The organism is Pseudomonas sp. B1-22 (assembly GCF_050474425.1).
In the GTDB taxonomy this organism is placed as follows: domain Bacteria; phylum Pseudomonadota; class Gammaproteobacteria; order Pseudomonadales; family Pseudomonadaceae; genus Pseudomonas.
In genome coordinates this window covers 157,585-178,402 of sequence record NZ_JBCHVH010000001.1, presented here as the reverse complement: position 1 = coordinate 178,402, position 20,818 = coordinate 157,585, and the positions used below count along the sequence as shown (strand labels likewise).

Genomic DNA, 20,818 nt, shown 5'->3' with positions numbered 1-20,818 from the left:
GAATGGCAAACGACAAAGAAGACCTCGAACTCGAGGACGATGTCAGCACAGACGACAGCGATGATGGCGCCGAAGCCGCGGCAGAGGTCGCCAAGACCAACCTGACCAAGCGCCGCATCATCGACAACTACCTCGAAGAGCGTCGCCTGCAGCGTCAGCTGTCCGACTACGATTTCGACCTGTAGCCTGCTCCTGAATGTAATACCCGCATGAAAAAGCCCCGCATCCTGGCGGGGCTTTTTGTTGGTTGCGTAGGAGCGCGCCATGCGCGCGATCGCGGGCATGGCCCGCTCCTACAGGATCACACCGCGACACCCTCGCGCTGCACCACCCGATAGCACGGCTCATACGCCGCGCCACCCGGCAGCTTCATCCGGTGCTGCTCGACGAAGGCCTGCAGCAGCGCATCCAGCGGCTCCATGATGGCCGCGTCGCCGTGGATCTCGTACGGACCGAACTCCTCGATCATGCGGATGCCCTTGTCCTTCACGTTGCCGGCGACGATGCCGGAGAAGGCCCGGCGCAGGTTCGCCGCCAGCTCATGGGGCGGCACCTCGCGGCTGAGGTCCAGGCTCGCCATGTTCTCGTGGGTCGGCTCGAACGGCCGCTGGAAGCCTTCCTCGATCTTCAGCAGCCAGTTGAAGTGGTAGGCATCGTTGCGCTCGCGGCGGAACTGCTTGACCTGCCGCAGCCCCTCGCTCATTTCCCGCGCGACCTCTACCGGATCGTCGATGACGATCTTGTAGCGCTGCTGCGCCGCTTCACCCAGGGTGGCGCCGACGAAGGCATGCAACTGCTCGATGTAGGCCGCCGCGCTGCGCGGACCGGTGAGCACCACCGGGAACGGCATGTCCTGGTTGTCCGGGTGCATCAGGATGCCCAGCAGGTAGAGGAACTCCTCCGCGGTACCGACGCCGCCGGGGAACACGATGATGCCGTGGCCGACGCGGACGAAGGCCTCCAGGCGCTTTTCGATATCCGGCAGGATCACCAGTTCGTTGACGATGGGGTTTGGCGCCTCGGCGGCGATGATCCCCGGCTCGGTCAGCCCCAGGTAGCGGCCCTTGGTGTTGCGCTGCTTGGCGTGGCCGATGGTGGCGCCCTTCATCGGGCCCTTCATCACGCCCGGGCCGCAGCCGGTGCAGACGTCCAGACTGCGCAGGCCCAGTTCGTGGCCGACCTTCTTGGTGTACTTGTATTCATTGGTGCTGATGGAGTGGCCGCCCCAGCACACGACGATCTTCGGCTCCACCCCGGCATGCAGCGCGCGGGCATTGCGCAGCAGGTGGAAGACGTAGTCGGTGATGCCCGCCGAGCTGTCCAGGTCGAAACGCTGGCTGTTCAGTTCGTTCTGGGTGTAGACGATGTCGCGCAGGGCGCTGAACAGCATCTCGCGGGTGCTGGCGATCATCTCGCCATCGACGAAGGCGTCGGCCGGCGCGTTGAACAGTTCCAGGCGCACGCCACGCTCCTGCTGGTGGATTTCCAACTCGAAGTCGCGGTAGGCGTCGAGGATGTGCTTGGCGTTGTCGATCTGCGTGCCGGTGTTGAGGATGGCCAGGGCACACTGGCGGAAGAGTTTGTAGCTGCTGCCCGTGCCTGCTTCGCTGAGCTGGTGCACTTCACGTTGGGAGAGGGTTTCGAGGCTGCCCTTGGGGCTGACCGAAGCATTGTTTACCGGTCTTGGGGACATGCTGTATTCCTTGACTTAGGCTGCCGGACGCAGAGCGCCGGGCACCCGGAAAAATCGGTGCGGCCGTCCATCGGTCGTCATTATCGGAGGGAGCGCAGCGGGGATTCTCCGGCCCGTGCGCGATGCTCCTCTGTCTCTGACAAGCAAATGGCGGAAACTGCTTCCGCAATCGACGCATCCGACGTCGATGCACCTTGAGTATGACCGCTCCGGTGTCTTTCTGATGACAACCGGCAAAGAAAAACCCCGCCGGGCAGGCGGGGTTTCCCAGAGACATCTCGCGCGAAGCGGAGGCTCAGTCCTTGCGCTGCGGCGAGAGCAGCTCGATCTTGTAGCCGTCCGGGTCCTCGACGAAGGCCAGGATGCTGGTGCCGTGCTTCATCGGGCCCGGCTCGCGGGTGATCTTGCCGCCGCGGGAGCGGATGTCCTCGCAGGCCTTGTAGACATCGGCCACTTCCAGGGCGATGTGGCCATAGCCGGTGCCCAGCTCGTACTGGTCGACGCCCCAGTTGTAGGTCAGCTCGATGACGCTGTTGTCGTCTTCGTTGCCGTAACCCACGAACGCCAGGGTGAACTGGCCGTCCGGATAATCCTTGCGGCGCAGCAGGGTCATGCCCAGGACTTCGGTGTAGAAGGCGATGGATTTGTCCAGGTCGCCGACGCGCAGCATGGTATGCAGCAGTCTCATCGATTCTTCCTCATCAGGCGCCCCGGATGCGGGGCCTATAAACGCAAACCCCGGCTCGTGGCCGGGGTTTGCTTGTCACGGGGTCACCAGCTTATCAGAACAGCTTGCGGCCCTTGTTCGCGGCGATGCGCATGCGCAGCGCGTTGAGCTTGATGAAGCCAGCGGCATCGGCCTGGTTGTAGGCACCGCCGTCTTCCTCGAAGGTCGCGATGTTGGCATCGAACAGCGAGTCGTCGGACTTGCGGCCAACCACGATGACGTTGCCCTTGTACAGCTTCAGGCGCACGACGCCGTTCACGTACTCCTGGGAGGCATCGATCATCTGCTGGAGCATCTCGCGCTCCGGGCTCCACCAGTAGCCGGTGTAGATCAGCTTGGCGTAGCGCGGCATCAGCTCGTCCTTCAGGTGAGCGACTTCGCGGTCCAGGGTGATCGACTCGATGGCGCGGTGCGCCTTGAGCATGATGGTGCCGCCGGGGGTCTCGTAGCAGCCGCGGGACTTCATGCCGACGTAGCGGTTCTCGACGATGTCCAGACGGCCGATGCCGTTGGCGCCGCCGATGCGGTTCAGCTCGGTCAGCACCTGGGCCGGAGTCATGTCCTTGCCGTCGATGGCGACGATGTCGCCCTTGCGGTAGGTCAGCTCGATGTAGGTCGGGGCGTCAGGGGCCTTCTCCGGGGAGACGGTCCACTTCCACATGTCTTCTTCGTGCTCGGTCCAGGTGTCTTCCAGCACGCCGCCTTCATAGGAGATGTGCAGCAGGTTGGCATCCATGGAGTACGGCGACTTCTTCTTGCCGTGGCGCTCGATCGGGATGTTGTGGGCTTCGGCGTAGTCCATCAGCTTCTCGCGGGACAGCAGGTCCCACTCGCGCCAGGGAGCGATCACCTTCACGCCCGGCTTGAGCGCGTAGGCGCCCAGCTCGAAGCGAACCTGGTCGTTGCCCTTGCCGGTGGCGCCGTGGGAGATGGCGTCAGCGCCAGTGGCGTTGGCGATCTCGATCAGGCGCTTGGCGATCAGCGGACGCGCGATGGAAGTACCCAGCAGGTACTCGCCTTCGTAGATGGTGTTGGCACGGAACATCGGGTAGACGAAGTCACGGACGAACTCTTCGCGCAGGTCCTCGATGAAGACCTCTTTCACGCCCAGCTGCTTGGCCTTGGCGCGGGCCGGCTCGACCTCCTCGCCCTGACCCAGGTCAGCGGTGAAGGTCACCACTTCACAGTTATAGGTATCCTGCAGCCACTTCAGAATTACGGAGGTATCCAGGCCACCGGAATACGCCAGGACTACCTTCTTCACGTCCGCCATGCCACTCAACTCCACGGGGGTTGTCACGAAAGGGATCGATTCTACTGCCCGCCCAGCATAATTTACAGAGGCGCGACAGCTTTAGATGACAAAGCGACAAAATCTATCGTCGGTGCGACTCGCTGCCGCAGGCTCAGCCCTTGGGCGCCGCCGTAGGTGCCGAGGGCGGAGTGGCAGCCTTGGCGGCAGGCGCCACGGGGGCTGCGGGCGCGGGCGCGGCCGCGTTCGCCGGAGCGCTGGCGCTGGCGCTGGGCGCCGGCTCGCCTGGAGCCGAGACGGGTGGCGCCGCCGGGGCTTCGGCCGGCGCTTCCTCGACCACCGCCTCGCGGGACAGGTTCACCGTCACCCGGCGATTGCGCGCGCGGTTGGCCTCGGAGTTGTTCTTCACCAGCGGATAGCGCTCGCCATAGAAGCGCACGGTGATCTCTGACTCCGGCACGCCATTGGCCTTGAGGTACTCCATCACCGCGACAGCGCGACGACGCGAGGTATCGCGGTTGACCAGGCGGTTGCCGCTGTTGTCGGAGTGACCGTCGAGCTCGATGCGGTTCACGCTCGGATCGGCCTTCATGTACTGCAGGATGATGTCCAGCTTGGCGCGGCCCAGCGCATCGAGTTCGGTACCATTGGGGAAACCGATCTGGCTCTGCCGCACCTGGTCGAAATTGACCGGCAGCATCTTCGCCGAACAGTCCTGGAACTGTGCGTAGCCGGCCGCGAAACGTGTCGGCAGCAGGCGCACCAGCAAACGCTCGCCGTCCCGGGTGCGGTGCCGCACTTCCGGTGTGCGGCCTTCCAGCAGGCCACCGAGCAAGCGCCCAGCCTGTTGCTGGCTGCTGTTGAAAGGCACGTCGCCGTCGCCAACCGGCACCGATCCCAGGTTCACGTCGCCCTGCCCCGGCCGCCACGGTGGCGCCGCCGCCAGCAGCGTTGCCGAGCCACGCCCGAGCCAATCCTGCTGCTGCCTGAGACGGAAGGTCGGCTGCTCGCCGGCGCGCCAGACGAATTCGCCCTGGCCGAAACCCGCCACGCTCTGCGTCAGCCGGCACTCGAACTGGTCGCCCGCCACCGTCCATTGGGCGCTTTCCAGGCGCGACTGGAAGGTCAGCCCCCAGGCCGGAAGGCTCGCGCAAAGGACGAGCAGGAGAAGAGATGGCTGGCGCACGGTGCGTTCCACACAATCGGATTCGGGTCTCCGAATCTATCGGTCGGCCACGGCAAAACTTGATAGCGAGTGCCGCCGACGGCCTTTTCCGGTAGCATTTCCCCACTCTTTCCGCTGCAACCGCCTTCCTGGAATCCGCATGTCCGACCGCCTGACACTCCTGCGCCCCGACGACTGGCACATCCACCTGCGCGACGGCGCCGCGCTCGCGCAAACCGTCGGCGACGCCGCCCGTACCTTCGGCCGCGCCATCATCATGCCGAACCTGGTTCCGCCGGTGCGCAACGCCGTCGAAGCCGACGCCTACCGCCAGCGCATCCTGGCCGCTCGTCCGGCCGGCAGCCGCTTCGAGCCGCTGATGGTGCTCTACCTCACCGACCGCACCAGCGTCGAAGACGTACGCGCGGCCAAGGCCTCGGGCTATGTGCATGCCGCCAAGCTGTACCCGGCCGGCGCCACCACCAATTCCGATTCCGGCGTGACCAGCGTCGACAACATCTTCCACGTGCTCGAAGCCATGGCCGAAGTCGGCCTGCCGCTGCTGGTCCATGGCGAGGTGACCCGTTCCGAAGTCGACGTGTTCGACCGCGAGAAGCGTTTCATCGACGAGCACCTGACCCGCGTGGTCGAGCGTTTCCCGACGCTGAAAGTGGTCCTCGAACACATCACCACCGGCGATGCCGCTGCTTTCGTCAAGGCCGCACCGGCCAACGTCGGCGCCACCATCACCGCGCATCACCTGCTGTACAACCGCAACCACATGCTGGTTGGCGGCATTCGCCCGCACTTCTATTGCCTGCCGATCCTCAAGCGCAACACCCACCAGGAAGCCCTGCTGGATGCGGCCACCAGCGGCGACCCGAAGTTCTTCCTCGGCACCGACTCGGCTCCCCACGCGCGCCACGCCAAGGAAGCCGCCTGCGGCTGCGCCGGCTGCTACACCGCCTATGCGGCCATCGAGATGTACGCCGAGGCCTTCGAGCAGCGCAACGCGCTGGACAAGCTGGAAGCCTTCGCCAGCTTCCATGGCCCTGACTTCTACGGCCTGCCGCGCAACAGCGACCGCATCACCCTGGTCCGTGACGAATGGGAAGCCCCGACAGCGCTGCCGTTCGGCGATTTCGAAGTGGTCCCGCTGCGTGCCGGCGAGAAACTGCGCTGGCGCCTGCTGGAGACCCAGGCATGAGTGACGAGAACGAAATCTTCGAAGAAGAACTCGACGGTTCCTTCCCACCCGGCCCGCGCCAGCCGATGGCGCGCCGCTTCCGTGGCTACCTGCCGGTGGTCGTGGACGTCGAGACCGGCGGCTTCAACGCTGGCACCGATGCCCTGCTGGAAATCGCCGCCGTCACCATCGGCATGGACGAGAGCGGGTACCTGTTCCCGGAACACACCTACTTCTTCCGTGTGGAGCCCTTCGAAGGCGCCAACATCGAGCAGGCCGCCCTGGAGTTCACCGGCATCAAGCTGGACCATCCGCTGCGCATGGCCGTGCCGGAAGAACAGGCGCTGACCGAGATCTTCCGCGGCGTGCGCAAGTCGCTTAAGTCCAACGGCTGCAAGCGGGCGATCCTGGTCGGCCACAACAGCAGCTTCGACCTGGGCTTCCTCAATGCCGCGGTGAACCGCACCGGCATGAAGCGCAACCCGTTCCATCCCTTCTCCAGCTTCGACACCGCCACCCTCGCCGGCCTCGCCTACGGCCAGACCGTACTGGCCAAGGCCTGCCAGACCGCCGGCATCGAGTTCGACAACCGCGAGGCGCACTCGGCGCGCTACGACACCGAGAAGACCGCCGAGCTGTTCTGCGGCATCGTCAACCGCTGGAAGGAATTCGGCGGCTGGATGGACGACGAGGACTGATCGTCGTCTCCGCCCCATGAAAAAGCCCCGCACTTGCGGGGCTTTTTCTTACCACCTTGCACCGAACTCGCACGTTACCTTGTAGGAGCGAGCTTGCTCGCGAACCGTCGTCCCAATCATCGCGGGGCCCCAGAAGACAATGTAGGAGCAACTGTCTTCTAGGCTCCCGCGTTCGCGGGAGTGGCGATGTCATGCACCGTGCTCCGCAATCGTCTTCCCCGCGAACGCGGGGATCCAAAAACAATGTAGGACTTCGTCCGCGATCTGCCTCGCGACGGGGATCATCGCGGACAGAGTCCGCTCCTACGAAGGACAGCCCCACGCGCGCATAAAAAAGCCCCGCCAAAGCGGGGCTCTTTCATGCGCAAGCAGCCTTACAGCTTGCTGGCATTCTCGGCCAGGTAGGCGGCAACGCCTTCGGGCGAGGCGGTCATGCCCTTGTCACCCTTCTTCCAGTTGGCCGGGCAGACTTCGCCGTGCTCTTCGGTGAACTGCAGGGCATCGACCAGACGCAGCAGCTCGTCCATGTTGCGGCCCAGCGGCAGGTCGTTGACGATCTGCGAGCGCACCACGCCGTTCTGGTCGATCAGGAAGGCACCACGGAACGCGACACCGTCGGCGGACTCGACGTCATAGGCCTTGGCGATTTCGTGGGTGATGTCGGCGGCCAGGGTGTACTTGACCGGGCCGATGCCACCCTTGTCCACCGGGGTGTTACGCCAGGCGTTGTGGGTGAAGTGGGAGTCGATGGACACGCCGATCACTTCGACGTTGCGCGCCTGGAAATCGGGGATGCGGTGGTCCAGGGCGATCAGCTCGGACGGGCAGACGAAGGTGAAGTCCAGCGGGTAGAAGAACACCAGGCCGTACTTGCCCTTGATGGCTTCGGACAGCACGAAGCTGTCGACGATCTCGCCGGTGCCGAGGACGGCCGCTACGTTGAAGTCGGGAGCTTTCTTACCTACGAGTACGCTCATTCCATATCTCCTGGTGGTGAGGACATGAGGGAGTGCAAGACGCCCTGCCCCGGCTCGAAACGCCGGACCAGCGGGCTTTTCCACTCCAGTGGGCCGGTCATGATACACCGCGCCTTTCCGGCCCGCCCAGCGCTTTCCCCCACCGCCCGGCAAGGCTAACCCATTGAAGGAAATGACCATTTATCCGGTCATGGAAATGCCTGCCCAGCAAACTTTGACAATCATTCTCATTAAGATTAGTATCGCCTTCAACAACCCCATAGCGATGCGTAGTGCAACCATGTACGTCTGCCTCTGCCAAGGTGTCACCGATACCCACATCCGCGAAGCGATCTACGAAGGCTGCTGCAATTACCGCGAAGTGCGTGAAAGCACCGGTGTCGGCACCCAGTGCGGCAAGTGCGCCTGCCTCGCCAAACAGGTCGTTCGCGAGACTTTGGGCGAACTGCAGAGCGCGCAGTCGATGAACTACTCCCTCGCCTACGCGGCAGGCTGATCGACGCGACCTACGCTCAACTCAGCAGAGATTCCGAAGGAAAACCGGGCCATGCCCGGTTTTTTTATGCCTGAATTTCAGCGTCTTAACGCCGAATTGCGGAATGAAAACATTCGCATTCATATTCCTTTTTATAGCAAATTCAAGCACTTATGTTTGACAGTCGGTTATAAGAGGACCACACTTTCACTCTCTTCCACTCACACGGCAGGAGCCCGGCATGAAAGGCGACAAGAAAGTCATCCAGCACTTGAACAAGGTCCTCGGTAACGAGCTGATCGCCATCAACCAATATTTCCTGCACTCGCGCATGTGGAACGACTGGGGCCTGAAGCGCCTCGGCGCGCACGAGTACCACGAGTCCATCGATGAGATGAAACATGCTGACAAGCTCATCGAACGCATCCTGTTCCTCGAAGGCCTGCCCAACCTGCAGGACCTGGGCAAGCTGCTGATCGGCGAGAACACCCAGGAAATGCTGCAGTGCGACCTGAACCTGGAACTCAAGGCCTGCAAGGACCTGCGCGACGCCATCGTGCATTGCGAAAGCGTGCATGACTACGTGAGCCGCGACCTGCTCAAGGACATCCTCGAATCCGAGGAAGAGCACATCGACTACCTGGAAACCCAGTTGGGCCTGATCCAGAAAGTCGGTCTGGAAAACTACCTGCAGTCGCACATGCACGAAGACGACTGATCAGGCAAAAGGCACCGGCGCGGTTGTGGACGCCGGTGCCCTTCCCCTCTAGCCGTTAGCCTTCGGCGGACGGCGCACCAGCGATGCCTTGAACACCAGCCCGCCACACAACAGCACCACCACCAGCAACGACAGACGCAGCCCCAGATGCTCGGCGAGGAAGCCGATCAGCGGCGGCCCCAGCAGCAAGCCCCCATAACCGAACCCCGCCACCGCCGCCACGCCTTTGGACGGTTCGATGCCCGGCCGGTTGCCTGCCGCGCCAATCAGGATCGGCACCACCACCGACAGACCGACACCCACCAGGGCGAAGCCGGCGATAGCACTGGCTACCCAGGGGCTGAACAGCGCCAGGAACATGCCCGCGATGGCCAGCAACGCCAGGTTGCGCACCAGCGCCTCGTCGGCAAAGCGCACGCGCAGCCGATCACCGAACAGCCGGCCCAACACCATGGTCGCGGAGAACGCCGCAAAGCCCAGCGCCGCCAGGCGCTCGGACGCGCCCATCACCTGGTGCAGCAGCAAGGCGCCCCAGTCGGCCACCGCCCCTTCGGAAACGAACGCGCACGCCGTCAGCAGTCCCAGACCGATCAGCGACGGTGGCGGCAGGCGCCAGCCACGTCGGGCTGGCGCCTCCTCCTCCGTGGGCTCCGGGCGCCCTTCGAACAGATTGCGGGCGAAGAACGGCAGGATCGCCGCCGCGATCACCGCCAGCAGGGTGAAGTGCCACAGCGGCGCCAGGTCGGCGAAGACCGCCGCACCCACCGCGCCGGCCAGGCCGCCCAGACTGTACATGCCATGCAGGCCGGCAATGCACGGCCGACCGAGGCGCCGCTCCACCTCCACCGCCTGGGTGTTCATCGCCACGTCCAGAGTGGCGAAGGTCAGGCCGACCAGGAGGAAGCCCGCCGCCAGCTCCCAGACGTTCTGCGCCAGCCCCGGCAGCGGGAAGCTGGCCATCAGAGTAAGCCCCGAGGCGATGGTAATCGCCCGGCTGCCGTAGCGACGCACCAGGGCGCCGGCGAAGAGGAACGCCAGCAATGCACCGAAACCCGCGCCCAGCAGCGCCTGGCCGAGTTCCTGCTCGTCCACGCCGGTCATGTTCTTGAGCGCCGGCACCCGTCCCATCACGCTGCCATGCACCATCCCGCCCATGGCGAAACAGTAGCCGCAGGCCCAGCGCGCGGCGTTCGTCCGTGTGTGTTCGGTCATTTATTTCTTCCCAAAAACAAAGCCCCGCCGAAGCGGGGCTTTGTGCGAAGCACGAAAGACTCAGGCGTCGGCCTTGCCTACGGCGTCCTTGATCAGCGGTTGCAGCTCACCCTTCTCGAACATCTCGGCCAGGATGTCGCTGCCGCCGACCAGCTCGCCGCCGACCCACAGTTGCGGGAAGGTCGGCCAGTTGGCGTACTTGGGCAGGTTGGCGCGGATTTCCGGGTTCTGCAGGATGTCGACATAGGCGAACTTCTCGCCGCAAGCCATCAGCACCTGTGCGGCGCGGGCCGAGAAACCGCACTGCGGAGCATTCGGCGAGCCCTTCATGTACAGAAGGACGGGGTTGTTGGCGATCTGTTCTTTGATGGTATCGATGATATCCATGAACTTCCTCGGCTGAACTCTCAGATACTGACCCGGCAGCACCACAGGCGGCGTCTGGCCGGCACGGTTAGGCGCATTGTACTGCAAAGCCGAGCACTACGCTCGGCTTTGCAGGGGCATGCGACAGCCTGTCAGGCCGCCTCGACCTCCACCGGTACGCCGTTCAGCGCGGTATTGCCGGAAAGCGCATCCAGGTGGCGCTCGTCGGTCAGGTCGTTGGCGCTGGCCCCACCCTGCTCGCGGGCGATGGACAGCTGCACACCCGGCCGCCCGTGCCCCCAGCCGTGGGGCAGGCTGACCACGCCGGCCATCACCTCGTCGCTGGCCGCCACCTCGATCTCGATGCTGCCGACCCGCGAGCGCACCCGCACCTTCTGCCCATCCACCAGCCCGCGCGCGGCCAGGTCCTGCGGGTGCATGAGCAACTGGTGGCGCGGTTTTCCCTTCACCAGGCGGTGATAGTTGTGCATCCAGGAGTTGTTGCTGCGCACATGGCGGCGGCCGATCAACAGCAACTGGTCCGCTGCCGGCGCCTGGGTGTCGGCGAAGCGGCGCAGGTCGTTGAGCAGGATTTCCGGCGCAGCCTCGACATTGCGGCAGGTGGTTTTCAGGCGCGCCGCGAGGTTCGGCTGCAGCGGGCCGAGGTCCAGCCCGTGGGGATGCTCACGCAGTTTCGCGAGGTTCAGCTTGTGCTCGCTGGCATCGCCATAGGGGCCGAAGCGCAGGCCCATCTCGATCATCTGTTCCGGCGCCACGGTCGGCTTGAGTTCGCTGCCCATGCGCGCGGCATAGGCCTTGGCCAGGCCGACGAAGATCTCCCAGTCGTGCAGCGCGCCCTGCGGCTTGGGCAGCACCGCCTCGTTGAAGCGGGTGACGTTGCGCACCGCGAAGATGTTGAAGGTGGTGTCGTAGTGATCGTGCTCCAGCGGCGCGGTGGGCGGTAGGATCAGATCGGCGTAGCGGGTGGTCTCGTTGATGTAGAGGTCGACGCTGAGCATGAACTCCAGGCCATCCAGCGCCTGCTCCAGCCGCCGGCCATTGGGCGTGGACAGCACCGGGTTGCCCGCCACCGTCACCAGCGCGCGTACCTGCCCTTCCCCTTCGGTCAGCATCTCTTCGGCCAGCGCCGCCACCGGCAGCTCGCCGCCATATTCCGGGAGGCCGGAGACGCGGCTCTGCCAGCGGTTGAAGGCGCCACCGGAAGTGCTCGCCACCAGGTCCACCGCCGGCGTGGTGCACAGCGTGCCGCCGACCCGGTCGAGGTTGCCGGTGAGCAGGTTGATCAGTTGCACCAGCCACTGGCAGAGGCTGCCAAACACCTGGGTGGACACACCCATGCGCCCGTAGCAGACGGCCTTGTCGGCGGCGGCGAAATCCCGCGCCAGTTGGCGAATATCCTCAGCCGGCACGCCGCAGCGCGCGGCCATCGCCTCGACCTTGAACGGCTTCAGCGCCTCGCGTACGGAGTCCAGGCCAGCCACCGGCAGATGGCTCTCACGGGTCAGCCCTTCACCGAGCAGCGTGTCGAGGATGCCCAGCAGCAGTGCCGCGTCCTCGCCGGGACGGACGAACAGGTGCTGGTCGGCAATCGCCGCCGTCTCGGTGCGGCGCGGATCGACCACGACCAGCTTGCCGCCGCGTGCCTTCACGGCCTTCAGGCGTTTTTCCACATCCGGCACGGTCATGATGCTGCCGTTGGACGCCAGCGGATTGCCGCCCAGGATCAGCATGAAATCGGTGTGGTCGATGTCCGGGATCGGGATCAGCAGGCCATGGCCGAACATCTGCTGGCTGACCAGGTGGTGCGGCAACTGGTCCACCGAGGTCGCCGAGTAGCGATTGCGGGTCTTCAGCTGGCCGAGGAAGTAGTTGCTGTGGGTCATCAGCCCGTAGTTGTGCACGCTGGGGTTGCCCTGGTACACGGCGACGGCATCGTTGCCATGGCGTTCGCGGATATCCGCCAGGCGCGCGGCGACCAGCTCGAAGGCCTCGTCCCAGCCGATCGGCTGCCATTCGCTGCCGACCCGTCGCACCGGCTGGCGCAGACGGTCCGGGTCGTTCTGGATGTCCTGCAGCGCCACGGCCTTGGGGCACACGTGACCACGGCTGAAACTGTCCTGCGCATCGCCCTTGATCGAGAGGATGCGCGTAGCCTCGGTCTCGATGGTCAGGCCGCAGATGGCCTCGCACAGGTGGCACGCACGGTGGTGGAGGGTCTTGCTCATGGCTCGCCTCGTTGTTGTTGTCGCCGGTCGCTCGTGGCGCCGGTCCTGGGGTCGCAGAGCACTATGGAACGCGCCCCGGATAAGCACCACCAGCTTCTGTCGGGTGAATCCCCCGGCATCAGGAACGACCATGGAGAAGGCCCGGCCGACGGGGCCTCCGGGCGAAACTTGCGTATATCCGTCATTTCCTTATAGGATCGCGCCTTCCCCCATTTCCCGCTCCATGCGGTCCCGCCGCAGGTTCAGCCCGTTTTTTCTCACGAAATCCGGTCGGTTCCTCGGCCCGATTCTGAGAATAAGTAGTAGGTACGAACCATGAGCGCACGTCACTTCCTCTCGATGCTGGATTACACGACCGAAGAACTGCTCGGTCTGATCCGCCGCGCCACCGAGCTGAAGGACCTGCGAAACCGAGGCGTACTCTACGAACCGCTGAAGAACCGCGTGCTGGGCATGATCTTCGAGAAGGCCTCGACCCGGACGCGGATTTCCTTCGAAGCCGGCATGATCCAGCTCGGCGGCCAGGCCATCTTCCTCTCCCCGCGCGACACCCAGCTGGGCCGTGGCGAGCCGATCGCCGACGCCGCGCGGGTGATGTCGCGGATGGTCGATGCGGTGATGATCCGCACCTTCGCCCACAGCAACCTGATCGAGTTCGCGGAAAACTCCCGCGTACCGGTGATCAACGGCCTGTCGGACGATCTGCACCCCTGCCAGCTGCTGGCCGACATGCAGACCTTCCATGAGCATCGCGGCAGCATCGCCGGCAAGACCGTGGCCTGGATCGGCGACGGCAACAACATGTGCAACAGCTACATCGAGGCGGCGATCCGCTTCGACTTCCAGCTCAACGTGGCCTGTCCGGAAGGCTACGAGCCGAACGCCGCGCTGATGGAGCTGGTCGGCGAGCGGGTGAAAATCTTCCGCGACCCGCGCGAAGCGGTAGCCGGCGCGCACCTGGTGAGCACCGACGTCTGGGCATCCATGGGCCAGGAAGACGAAGCGGCCGCGCGCCTGCGCCTGTTCCAGCCATATCAGGTAACACGTGCGCTGCTCGATGGCGCCGCGGCGGATGTACTATTCATGCACTGCCTGCCGGCCCACCGTGGCGAAGAGATCAGCGTTGACCTGCTGGACGACGCGCGCTCCGTGGCCTGGGACCAGGCGGAAAACCGTCTCCACGCCCAGAAGGCCCTGCTCGAACTGCTGGTCGAGCACGCCCACTACGCCTGAGAACCTGTCCGTTCGCTGCCCGTTTCGCACGGGCGGCGCTGGAAGCAGGAGCCGGCGTAGACTGCGCTTCTTTCCCTGCTTCCGCCCGGCCCGGACTGTGCCCGGCGAAATGCCGAACAGGTTCCAAGCCCGATGCCCCAACCGCTGCTGCTCACCCTCGATAACCTTTCCTGTGGCTATGAACAGCAGCGCGTGGTGCAAGGGGTCAACCTGCACCTGAACGCCGGCGACATCGGTTGCCTGCTCGGCCCCTCGGGCTGCGGCAAGACCACCACCCTGCGCGCCATCGCCGGATTCGAACCGATTCAGAGCGGCCGTATCGAGCTGGCCGGCGAAGTGATTTCCCGCCCGGGCTTCACCCTGTCGCCGGAGAAGCGCCGGATCGGCATGGTGTTCCAGGATTACGCGCTGTTCCCGCACCTGTCGGTGGCAGACAACATCGCCTTCGGCATCCGCAAGCACCCCGAGCGCGAGCGCATCGTCGGCGAACTGCTGGAGCTGGTGAAACTCGACGGCCTCGGCCAGCGCTTCCCCCACGAACTTTCCGGCGGTCAGCAACAACGCGTGGCCCTGGCCCGCGCGCTGGCCCCGCAACCACAATTGCTGCTGCTCGACGAGCCCTTCTCCAACCTCGATGTGGAGCTGCGCCGCCAGCTCAGCCACGAGGTGCGCGACATCCTCAAGGCGCGCGGCACCAGCGCCATCCTGGTCACCCACGATCAGGAAGAAGCCTTCGCCGTCAGCGACCACGTCGGCGTATTCCGGCACGGCCGGCTGGAACAGTGGGATACCCCGTTCAATCTCTACCACGAGCCGCAGACGCCCTTCGTCGCCAGCTTCATCGGCCAGGGCTATTTCATACGCGGTCAGATGCGTGGCAGCGATTCGGTGCAGACCGAACTGGGCGTGCTGCGCGGCAACCGCGCCTACAGCCTGCCCGACGGTAGCGCGGTGGACGTGCTGCTGCGTCCGGACGACCTGGTCCCGGCCGTCGACGGCGCGCTGAAGGCAAGGATCGTCGGCAAGTCCTTCCTCGGCGCTGCGACGCTGTATCGCCTGCAGCTGCCCACCGGCACCCAGCTGGAATCGATCTTCCCCAGCCATGCCGATCACCAGCCTGGTGATGAGGTAGGCATCAGCGTCGCCGCCGAGCATCTGGTGCTGTTCCCCGCCCAGGGCAGCGTGGAAGCGCAGCAGGTCCTCAGTAGTCAACGCTGACGATCAGATAACCATCCGGCCGCTGGCGATCAGCCGCGCCTGGCCGGCGATGCGCACCCGATCCCCCTCCAGCCGGCACCACAGCTCGCCGCCGCGCGCCGAGCACTGGTAGGCGCTCATCTGCAGCTTGTTCAGGCGCTGCGACCAGTAGGGGATCAGGCTGCAATGGGCGGCGCCGGTCACCGGGTCTTCGTTGAGGCCGATGGCCGGGGCGAAGAAGCGCGAGACGAAGTCATGGTCCTCGCCACGCGCCGTGACGATCACCCCCAGATATGGCATGCGCGCCAGCGCGGCAAAGTCGGGCGAGCAACTGCGCACCGCGTACTCGGACTCCAGCAGGACCAGCAGGTGCGCCTGGGTATTCAGAGCGTCCACCACCGGCAATCCCAGCGCCTGCTCAAGCTCCACGGTGCTGCCCACCTCGCTTGGCGGCTGGGCTGGGAAATCCAGGGCCAGCCGGCCCTCCTCGCGGAACACCCGCAGCGGTCCGGATTGCGAGTTGAACTCCAGGGACTGGCCCGGCTCGCCGAACACCTCGAACAGCACATAGGCGCTGGCCAGGGTCGCATGGCCGCACAGCGGCACCTCGGCGGTCGGGGTGAACCAGCGGATGCGCCAGCCGTCGGCCTCGTTCACCAGAAATGCAGTCTCGGACAGGTTGTGCTCGGCGGCGATCTTCTGCATCAGCTCGTCGGCCAGCCAGGCATCCAGGCGGTAAACCATCGCCGGGTTGCCGGCGAAGGGACGGTCGGTGAAGGCATCGACCTGATGGAAGTCGAGTTGCATGGCAGTCTCCTGAAAAGTGATGCCCGAGCATGACAGAAGCCGGCGAACGGCGAACCGTACAGAACGGACCAGACAGTCCCTTGCTTTGACCGTTAAGCCCCTGACCGTTCAGCTTCGACCGATGGGCGCGAACTTCGCAGAGGTAAGCCCGGCCAGGGTCTCGGCGCTCAATTCCACTTCCAGTCCACGGCGGCCGGCGCTGACATGGATGGTCGGGAAGCCCTGGGCCGATTCGTCGATGAAGGTGCGCAGGCGCTTCTTCTGCCCCAGCGGGCTGATGCCGCCGACCAGGTAGCCGGTGGCGCGCTGGGCGGCGTTCGGGTCGGCCATGTCGGCCTTCTTCACCCCGGCGGCATGGGCCAGCGCCTTGAGGTCCAGGGTGCCGGCCACCGGCACCACCGCCACCAGCAGCTCGCCCTTCTCGCTGGCGGCCAATAGGGTCTTGAACACCCGCGCCGGGTCGAGGTTGAGCTTCTCGGCGGCTTCCAGTCCGTAGGACGGCGCCTTGGGGTCGTGCTCGTAGCTCAGCACCTGGTGTTCGGCGCGATTCTTCTTCAGCAGGTCGATGGCGGGAGTCATGGTCGTGCGGGGTTCTCGCAGGCGGCTTTCCAGCGCATAACAGTAAGCCAAGGTGTGGCGCACTGCACGATGTTCGCTTCACCGACGGGGATGAATCCCGTATGTTCACCGCCATTCCCCTCCCGGCCCTGCCGCCGGGACTGCCGAACGGAATCCGCACAAGGCCGCCGCCATGACGAACCTTACGAACAAGAAATACATCGTTGCCCTCGACCAGGGCACCACCAGTTCGCGCGCCATCATCTTCGACCATGACGCCAACGTGGTCAGCGTGGCCCAGCGCGAGTTCGCGCAGATCTACCCGCAGCCTGGCTGGGTCGAGCACGACCCCATGGAGATCTGGGCGACCCAGAGTTCGACCCTGGTGGAAGCCCTGGCCCAGGCCGGCATCGGCGTCGCCGAGGTGGCCGCCATCGGAATCACCAACCAGCGCGAGACCACCCTGGTGTGGGACAAGGCCACCGGCCGGCCGATCCACAACGCCATCGTCTGGCAGTGCCGGCGCAGCGCGGCGATCTGCGAGCAGCTCAAGCGCGACGGCCTGGAACAGCACATCCGCGACACCACCGGGCTGGTCATCGACCCGTATTTCTCCGGCACCAAGCTCAAGTGGATCCTCGACAACGTCGACGGCGCGCGCGAGCGTGCACAGCGTGGCGAGCTGCTGTTCGGCACCGTGGACAGCTGGCTGATCTGGAAGCTCACCGAGGGCGAGGTGCATGTCACCGACTACACCAACGCCTCGCGCACCCTGATGTTCGATATCCACAAGCGCGACTGGGACGAGCGCCTGCTCGCCGCGCTGGACGTGCCGCGCGCCATGCTGCCGCAGGTGCGTGCATCTTCCGAAATCTACGGCCATGCCAAGGTCGGCGGCCTCGGCGTGCACCGCACACCGATCGCCGGGATCGCCGGCGACCAGCAGGCCGCGCTGTTCGGCCAGATGTGCGTGGAGCCGGGCCAGGCGAAGAACACCTACGGCACCGGCTGCTTCCTGCTGATGAACACCGGCGCCAAGGCGGTGAAGTCCACCCATGGCCTGCTCACCACCATCGCCTGCGGCCCGCGCGGCGAAGTGGCCTATGCGCTGGAGGGCGCGGTGTTCAACGGCGGTTCCACCGTGCAGTGGCTGCGCGACGAGCTGAAGGTGATCGGCGATGCCCGCGATTCCGAGTACTTCGCCACCAAGGTGAAGGACAGCAACGGCGTCTACCTGGTCCCCGCCTTCACCGGCCTCGGCGCGCCCTACTGGGACCCGTACGCCCGCGGCGCGCTGTTCGGCCTCACCCGTGGAGTGAAGGCCGACCACCTGATCCGCGCCACCCTGGAATCCATCGCCTACCAGACCCGCGACGTACTCGACGCCATGCAGCAGGACGCCGGAGAGCCGCTGCGCGCCCTGCGCGTAGACGGCGGCGCGGTGGCCAACAACTTCCTCATGCAGTTCCAGGCCGACATCCTCGGCACCCCGGTGGAGCGCCCGCAGATGCGCGAGACCACCGCCCTCGGCGCCGCCTTGCTGGCGGGGCTGGCCTGCGGTTTCTGGGGGAGCCTTGCGGAGCTGAAGAACAAAGCCGTGATCGAGCGGGTGTTCCAGCCGGCGTGTGACGAGGCGGAGCGAGCGCGGCTGTATGCGGGGTGGAAGAAGGCGGTGGAGCGCACCCGTGGCTGGGCAGCCGATGACTGACCGCGCCAACCTGTAGGAGCGCGCCATGCGCGCGATCGCGGGCATGGCCCGCTCCTACAGGGTCTGCCGCACATGACAGTGCCGCCCCACTCCGGCATCCTTGCCCCTTCGGCCCGTCCACACGAGCACCGCGCATGAACCTGCCACCCCGACAGCAAAGCATCCTCGACCTGGTCCGCGAACGCGGCTACCTGAGCATCGAGGAACTCGCCCAGCAGTTCGCCGTGACCCCGCAGACCATTCGCCGCGACATCAACCAGCTTGCCGAACAGAGCCTGCTGCGCCGCTACCACGGCGGCGCGGCCTGGGATTCGAGCGTCGAGAACACCGCCTACAACACCCGTGCCGACCAGATGCGCGACGAGAAGCAACGTATCGCCGAAGCGATCGCCGCGCACATTCCGGACAACGCCTCGCTGTTCATCAACATCGGCACCACCACCGAGGCCATCGCCCGCGCCCTGCTCGGCCACAGCCACCTGAAGATCATCACCAACAACCTGCACGTGGCCAGCATCCTCGCCGGCAAGGACGACTTCGAAGTGCTGGTCGCCGGGGGCACCGTGCGCAGCGACGGCGGCGTGGTCGGCCAGGCGGCGGTGGACTTCATCGAGCAGTTCCGCGTCGACTTCGCGGTGGTCGGCATCAGTGGCATCGACGAAGACGGCAGCCTGCTGGACTTCGACTACCAGGAAGTGCGCGTCTCCCGCGCCATCATCGACAACGCCCGGCAGGTGTTCCTCGCCGCCGACTCCAGCAAATTCGGGCGCAACGCCATGGTGCGCCTGGGCCCGATCGCCCTGGTCAACCGCGTGTTCACCGACAGCCCGCCGCCCGCCGCCGTGGCGCGCCTGCTGGCGCAGCACAAGGTCCAGCTCGAACTGGTCTGAGCCGGCGCCCCCAGTCGACAGTTTCAATTTCGAAAATCTGACGAACGCTTGCGCGATTTCGCGCCTCGGGGTGGTCATGTTTCGTTCATCGAACTAAGATATTTTCGAAAACGAACATAAACGCTTTCACTTCCACTCCCGAGGCGGCCCCATGAACCCAACCCGCTCGCGCCATGCGCCCCTGGCCGAAGTCTATGACCTGGCTGTCGTCGGCGGCGGCATCAATGGCGTGGGGATCGCGGCGGACGCCGCCGGGCGCGGCCTTTCGGTGTTCCTTTGCGAACAGCATGACCTGGCCAGTCACACCTCCTCCGCCAGCAGCAAGCTGATCCACGGCGGCCTGCGCTACCTCGAACATCACGAATTCCGCCTGGTGCGCGAAGCCCTGGCCGAGCGCGAAGTGCTGCTGGCCAAGGCGCCGCACATCGTCCACCCGCTGCGCTTCGTCCTGCCCCACCGCCCGCACCTGCGTCCGGCCTGGATGATCCGCGCCGGCCTGTTCCTCTACGACCACCTCGGCAAGCGCGAGAAGCTGCCGGGCTCGCGCGGCCTGCGCTTTGGCCCGGAAAGCCCGTTGAAAGCCGAGATCACCCGCGGTTTCGAGTATTCCGACTGTGCCGTCGACGACGCCCGCCTGGTGGTACTCAACGCCATGAGCGCCCGCGAGCACGGCGCGCACATCCACCCGCGCACCCGCTGCGTCAGCGCACGGCGCAGCAAGGGCCTGTGGCACCTGCACCTGGAACGCAAGGACGGCAGCCTCTATTCGGTCCGCGCCCGTTGCCTGGTCAACGCCGCCGGCCCCTGGGTCGACCGCTTCCTGCGCGAGGAACTGCGCCAGAAGCCGCCCTACGGCATCCGCCTGATCCAGGGCAGCCATCTGATCGTGCCGCGCCTGTACGAGGGCGAGCATGCCTACATCCTGCAGAACGAAGACCGCCGCATCGTCTTCGCCATTCCCTACCTGCAGCGCTTCACCCTGATCGGCACCACCGACCGCGAATACCAGGGCGACCCGGCGCAGATCCGCATCAGCGAGGAAGAAACCGATTACCTGCTGAACGTGGTCAACGCCCACTTCAAGCGCCAGCTCGGCCGCGAGGACATCCTGCGCAGCTTCTCCGGGGTACGCCCGCTGTGCGACGACGAGTCCGACGATCCCTCCGCCGTCACCCGCGACTACACCCTGGCACTGGACAACACGCCCGGCGAAGCCCCGCTGCTCTCGGTGTTCGGCGGCAAGCTGACCACCTACCGCAAGCTCGCAGAGGCTGCTCTGGAACAACTGGCGCCCCACTTCGCCGGCGTCATGGGCCCGCGCTGGACCGCCAGCGCCCCGCTGCCCGGCGGCGAAGCGATGGTCAGCGTCGAGGACCTCGCCGTGCAGTTGATGGAACACCTGCGCCAACTCGATCCGGCCCTCGCCCGGCGCTGGGCCAGCACCTACGGCAGCCGCGTGTGGAAACTGCTGGACGGCGCCGCCAACCTCAGCGAACTGGGCGAACACCTGGGCGGCGGGCTCTACGCCCGCGAAGTGGAATACCTGTGTCGCGAAGAGTGGGCGCGCGACGCCGACGACATCCTCTGGCGGCGCACCAAGCTCGGCCTGTTCCTCACGGCCCGGCAGCAGGAGCGGCTGGAGCAGTTCCTGCACAGCGAAAGCCCGCTGGAACCGAGCACGCAGGTGGCCTGAATACCGCCCGGAGGCGG

20 protein-coding genes are annotated in these 20,818 nt (G+C 65.5%); 10 read left to right on the top strand and 10 right to left on the bottom strand.

Features of this window, described 5'->3' with window-relative positions:
* Nucleotides 1-2: 2 nt before the first annotated feature.
* Nucleotides 3-185 carry a PA3496 family putative envelope integrity protein gene (locus ACQ5BL_RS00780; RefSeq protein WP_207885198.1) on the top strand — a complete coding sequence of 61 codons (183 nt, stop codon included), beginning with the start codon at nt 3-5 and terminating at the stop codon, nt 183-185.
* A gap of 116 nt (nt 186-301) precedes the next feature.
* Here ACQ5BL_RS00780 and ppnN read toward each other — a convergent pair whose 3' ends face one another.
* From ppnN to ACQ5BL_RS00760, 4 genes are all read right to left on the bottom strand, one after another.
* Nucleotides 302-1,693, bottom strand: a complete 1,392-nt coding sequence (ppnN, locus tag ACQ5BL_RS00775) for a nucleotide 5'-monophosphate nucleosidase PpnN (protein ID WP_207885199.1) — start codon at nt 1,691-1,693, stop codon at nt 302-304.
* A 295-nt stretch (nt 1,694-1,988) separates the two neighbouring features.
* Nucleotides 1,989-2,381 (bottom strand): lactoylglutathione lyase, encoded by a 393-nt coding sequence (gene gloA / locus ACQ5BL_RS00770; protein WP_207885200.1) that lies wholly within the window; start codon nt 2,379-2,381, stop codon nt 1,989-1,991.
* 94 nt (nt 2,382-2,475) lie between these two features.
* A complete protein-coding gene (locus ACQ5BL_RS00765; protein WP_243806139.1) occupies nt 2,476-3,693 on the bottom strand; it encodes an argininosuccinate synthase in 1,218 nt (405 codons plus the stop codon).
* A gap of 133 nt (nt 3,694-3,826) precedes the next feature.
* Nucleotides 3,827-4,858: a flagellar protein MotY gene (locus ACQ5BL_RS00760; RefSeq protein WP_243805955.1), complete on the bottom strand. Its 1,032-nt coding sequence runs from the start codon at nt 4,856-4,858 to the stop codon at nt 3,827-3,829.
* A 139-nt stretch (nt 4,859-4,997) separates the two neighbouring features.
* Between ACQ5BL_RS00760 and pyrC the strand changes: the two genes are divergently transcribed.
* Complete coding sequence (pyrC, locus tag ACQ5BL_RS00755; protein ID WP_430292761.1) at nt 4,998-6,044, top strand: dihydroorotase; 1,047 nt, start codon at nt 4,998-5,000, stop codon at nt 6,042-6,044.
* Nucleotides 6,041-6,721 carry a ribonuclease T gene (gene rnt, locus ACQ5BL_RS00750; RefSeq protein WP_207885203.1) on the top strand — a complete coding sequence of 227 codons (681 nt, stop codon included), beginning with the start codon at nt 6,041-6,043 and terminating at the stop codon, nt 6,719-6,721. The genes pyrC and rnt overlap by 4 nt, the downstream gene beginning before the upstream one ends.
* A 374-nt stretch (nt 6,722-7,095) precedes the next feature.
* On the opposite strand, the gene ACQ5BL_RS00745 is transcribed toward rnt, so the two are convergent.
* Nucleotides 7,096-7,698 (bottom strand): peroxiredoxin, encoded by a 603-nt coding sequence (locus ACQ5BL_RS00745; RefSeq protein WP_243805960.1) that lies wholly within the window; start codon nt 7,696-7,698, stop codon nt 7,096-7,098.
* 280 nt (nt 7,699-7,978) lie between these two features.
* Here ACQ5BL_RS00745 and ACQ5BL_RS00740 point away from each other — a divergent pair, with 280 nt between their 5' ends.
* Both ACQ5BL_RS00740 and bfrB read left to right on the top strand, forming a co-directional pair.
* Nucleotides 7,979-8,194, top strand: a complete 216-nt coding sequence (locus tag ACQ5BL_RS00740) for a bacterioferritin-associated ferredoxin (RefSeq protein WP_243806141.1) — start codon at nt 7,979-7,981, stop codon at nt 8,192-8,194.
* 220 nt (nt 8,195-8,414) lie between these two features.
* Nucleotides 8,415-8,891 (top strand): bacterioferritin BfrB, encoded by a 477-nt coding sequence (bfrB, locus tag ACQ5BL_RS00735; RefSeq protein ID WP_207885206.1) that lies wholly within the window; start codon nt 8,415-8,417, stop codon nt 8,889-8,891.
* A gap of 48 nt (nt 8,892-8,939) precedes the next feature.
* On the opposite strand, the gene ACQ5BL_RS00730 is transcribed toward bfrB, so the two are convergent.
* The 3 genes from ACQ5BL_RS00730 to ACQ5BL_RS00720 form a co-directional block, all read right to left on the bottom strand.
* Nucleotides 8,940-10,103, bottom strand: coding sequence for an MFS transporter (locus ACQ5BL_RS00730; RefSeq protein WP_243805962.1), 1,164 nt, complete (start codon nt 10,101-10,103; stop codon nt 8,940-8,942).
* A gap of 60 nt (nt 10,104-10,163) precedes the next feature.
* Nucleotides 10,164-10,490: a Grx4 family monothiol glutaredoxin gene (gene grxD, locus ACQ5BL_RS00725; RefSeq protein WP_207885208.1), complete on the bottom strand. Its 327-nt coding sequence runs from the start codon at nt 10,488-10,490 to the stop codon at nt 10,164-10,166.
* Between the two features lie 131 nt (nt 10,491-10,621).
* Nucleotides 10,622-12,715, bottom strand: coding sequence for a molybdopterin oxidoreductase family protein (locus tag ACQ5BL_RS00720; protein WP_243805964.1), 2,094 nt, complete (start codon nt 12,713-12,715; stop codon nt 10,622-10,624).
* A gap of 315 nt (nt 12,716-13,030) precedes the next feature.
* On the opposite strand from ACQ5BL_RS00720, the gene argF reads away from it, so the two are divergent.
* Complete coding sequence (gene argF, locus ACQ5BL_RS00715; protein ID WP_243805966.1) at nt 13,031-13,948, top strand: ornithine carbamoyltransferase; 918 nt, start codon at nt 13,031-13,033, stop codon at nt 13,946-13,948.
* 132 nt (nt 13,949-14,080) lie between these two features.
* On the top strand, nt 14,081-15,166 hold the full coding sequence (locus tag ACQ5BL_RS00710; RefSeq protein ID WP_243805968.1) for an ABC transporter ATP-binding protein: 1,086 nt from the start codon (nt 14,081-14,083) through the stop codon (nt 15,164-15,166).
* A 3-nt stretch (nt 15,167-15,169) separates the two neighbouring features.
* Here ACQ5BL_RS00710 and ACQ5BL_RS00705 read toward each other — a convergent pair whose 3' ends face one another.
* Both ACQ5BL_RS00705 and ybaK read right to left on the bottom strand, forming a co-directional pair.
* Nucleotides 15,170-15,952 carry a PhzF family phenazine biosynthesis protein gene (locus ACQ5BL_RS00705; protein ID WP_243805969.1) on the bottom strand — a complete coding sequence of 261 codons (783 nt, stop codon included), beginning with the start codon at nt 15,950-15,952 and terminating at the stop codon, nt 15,170-15,172.
* A gap of 108 nt (nt 15,953-16,060) precedes the next feature.
* Complete coding sequence (gene ybaK, locus ACQ5BL_RS00700) at nt 16,061-16,531, bottom strand: Cys-tRNA(Pro) deacylase (RefSeq protein ID WP_243805970.1); 471 nt, start codon at nt 16,529-16,531, stop codon at nt 16,061-16,063.
* 172 nt (nt 16,532-16,703) lie between these two features.
* Between ybaK and glpK the strand changes: the two genes are divergently transcribed.
* The 3 genes from glpK (at nt 16,704) to glpD (ending at nt 20,801) form a co-directional block, all read left to right on the top strand.
* The gene (gene glpK / locus ACQ5BL_RS00695; protein WP_243805971.1) at nt 16,704-18,218 is read left to right on the top strand and encodes a glycerol kinase GlpK; all 1,515 of its coding nucleotides are present in this window, start codon (nt 16,704-16,706) and stop codon (nt 18,216-18,218) included.
* 134 nt (nt 18,219-18,352) lie between these two features.
* The gene (locus tag ACQ5BL_RS00690) at nt 18,353-19,108 is read left to right on the top strand and encodes a DeoR/GlpR family transcriptional regulator (RefSeq protein ID WP_152221201.1); all 756 of its coding nucleotides are present in this window, start codon (nt 18,353-18,355) and stop codon (nt 19,106-19,108) included.
* 151 nt (nt 19,109-19,259) lie between these two features.
* Entirely contained in the window at nt 19,260-20,801 is a 1,542-nt protein-coding gene (gene glpD, locus ACQ5BL_RS00685) for a glycerol-3-phosphate dehydrogenase (RefSeq protein ID WP_243805974.1), read from the top strand.
* The last annotated feature ends 17 nt before the right edge of the window (nt 20,802-20,818 follow it).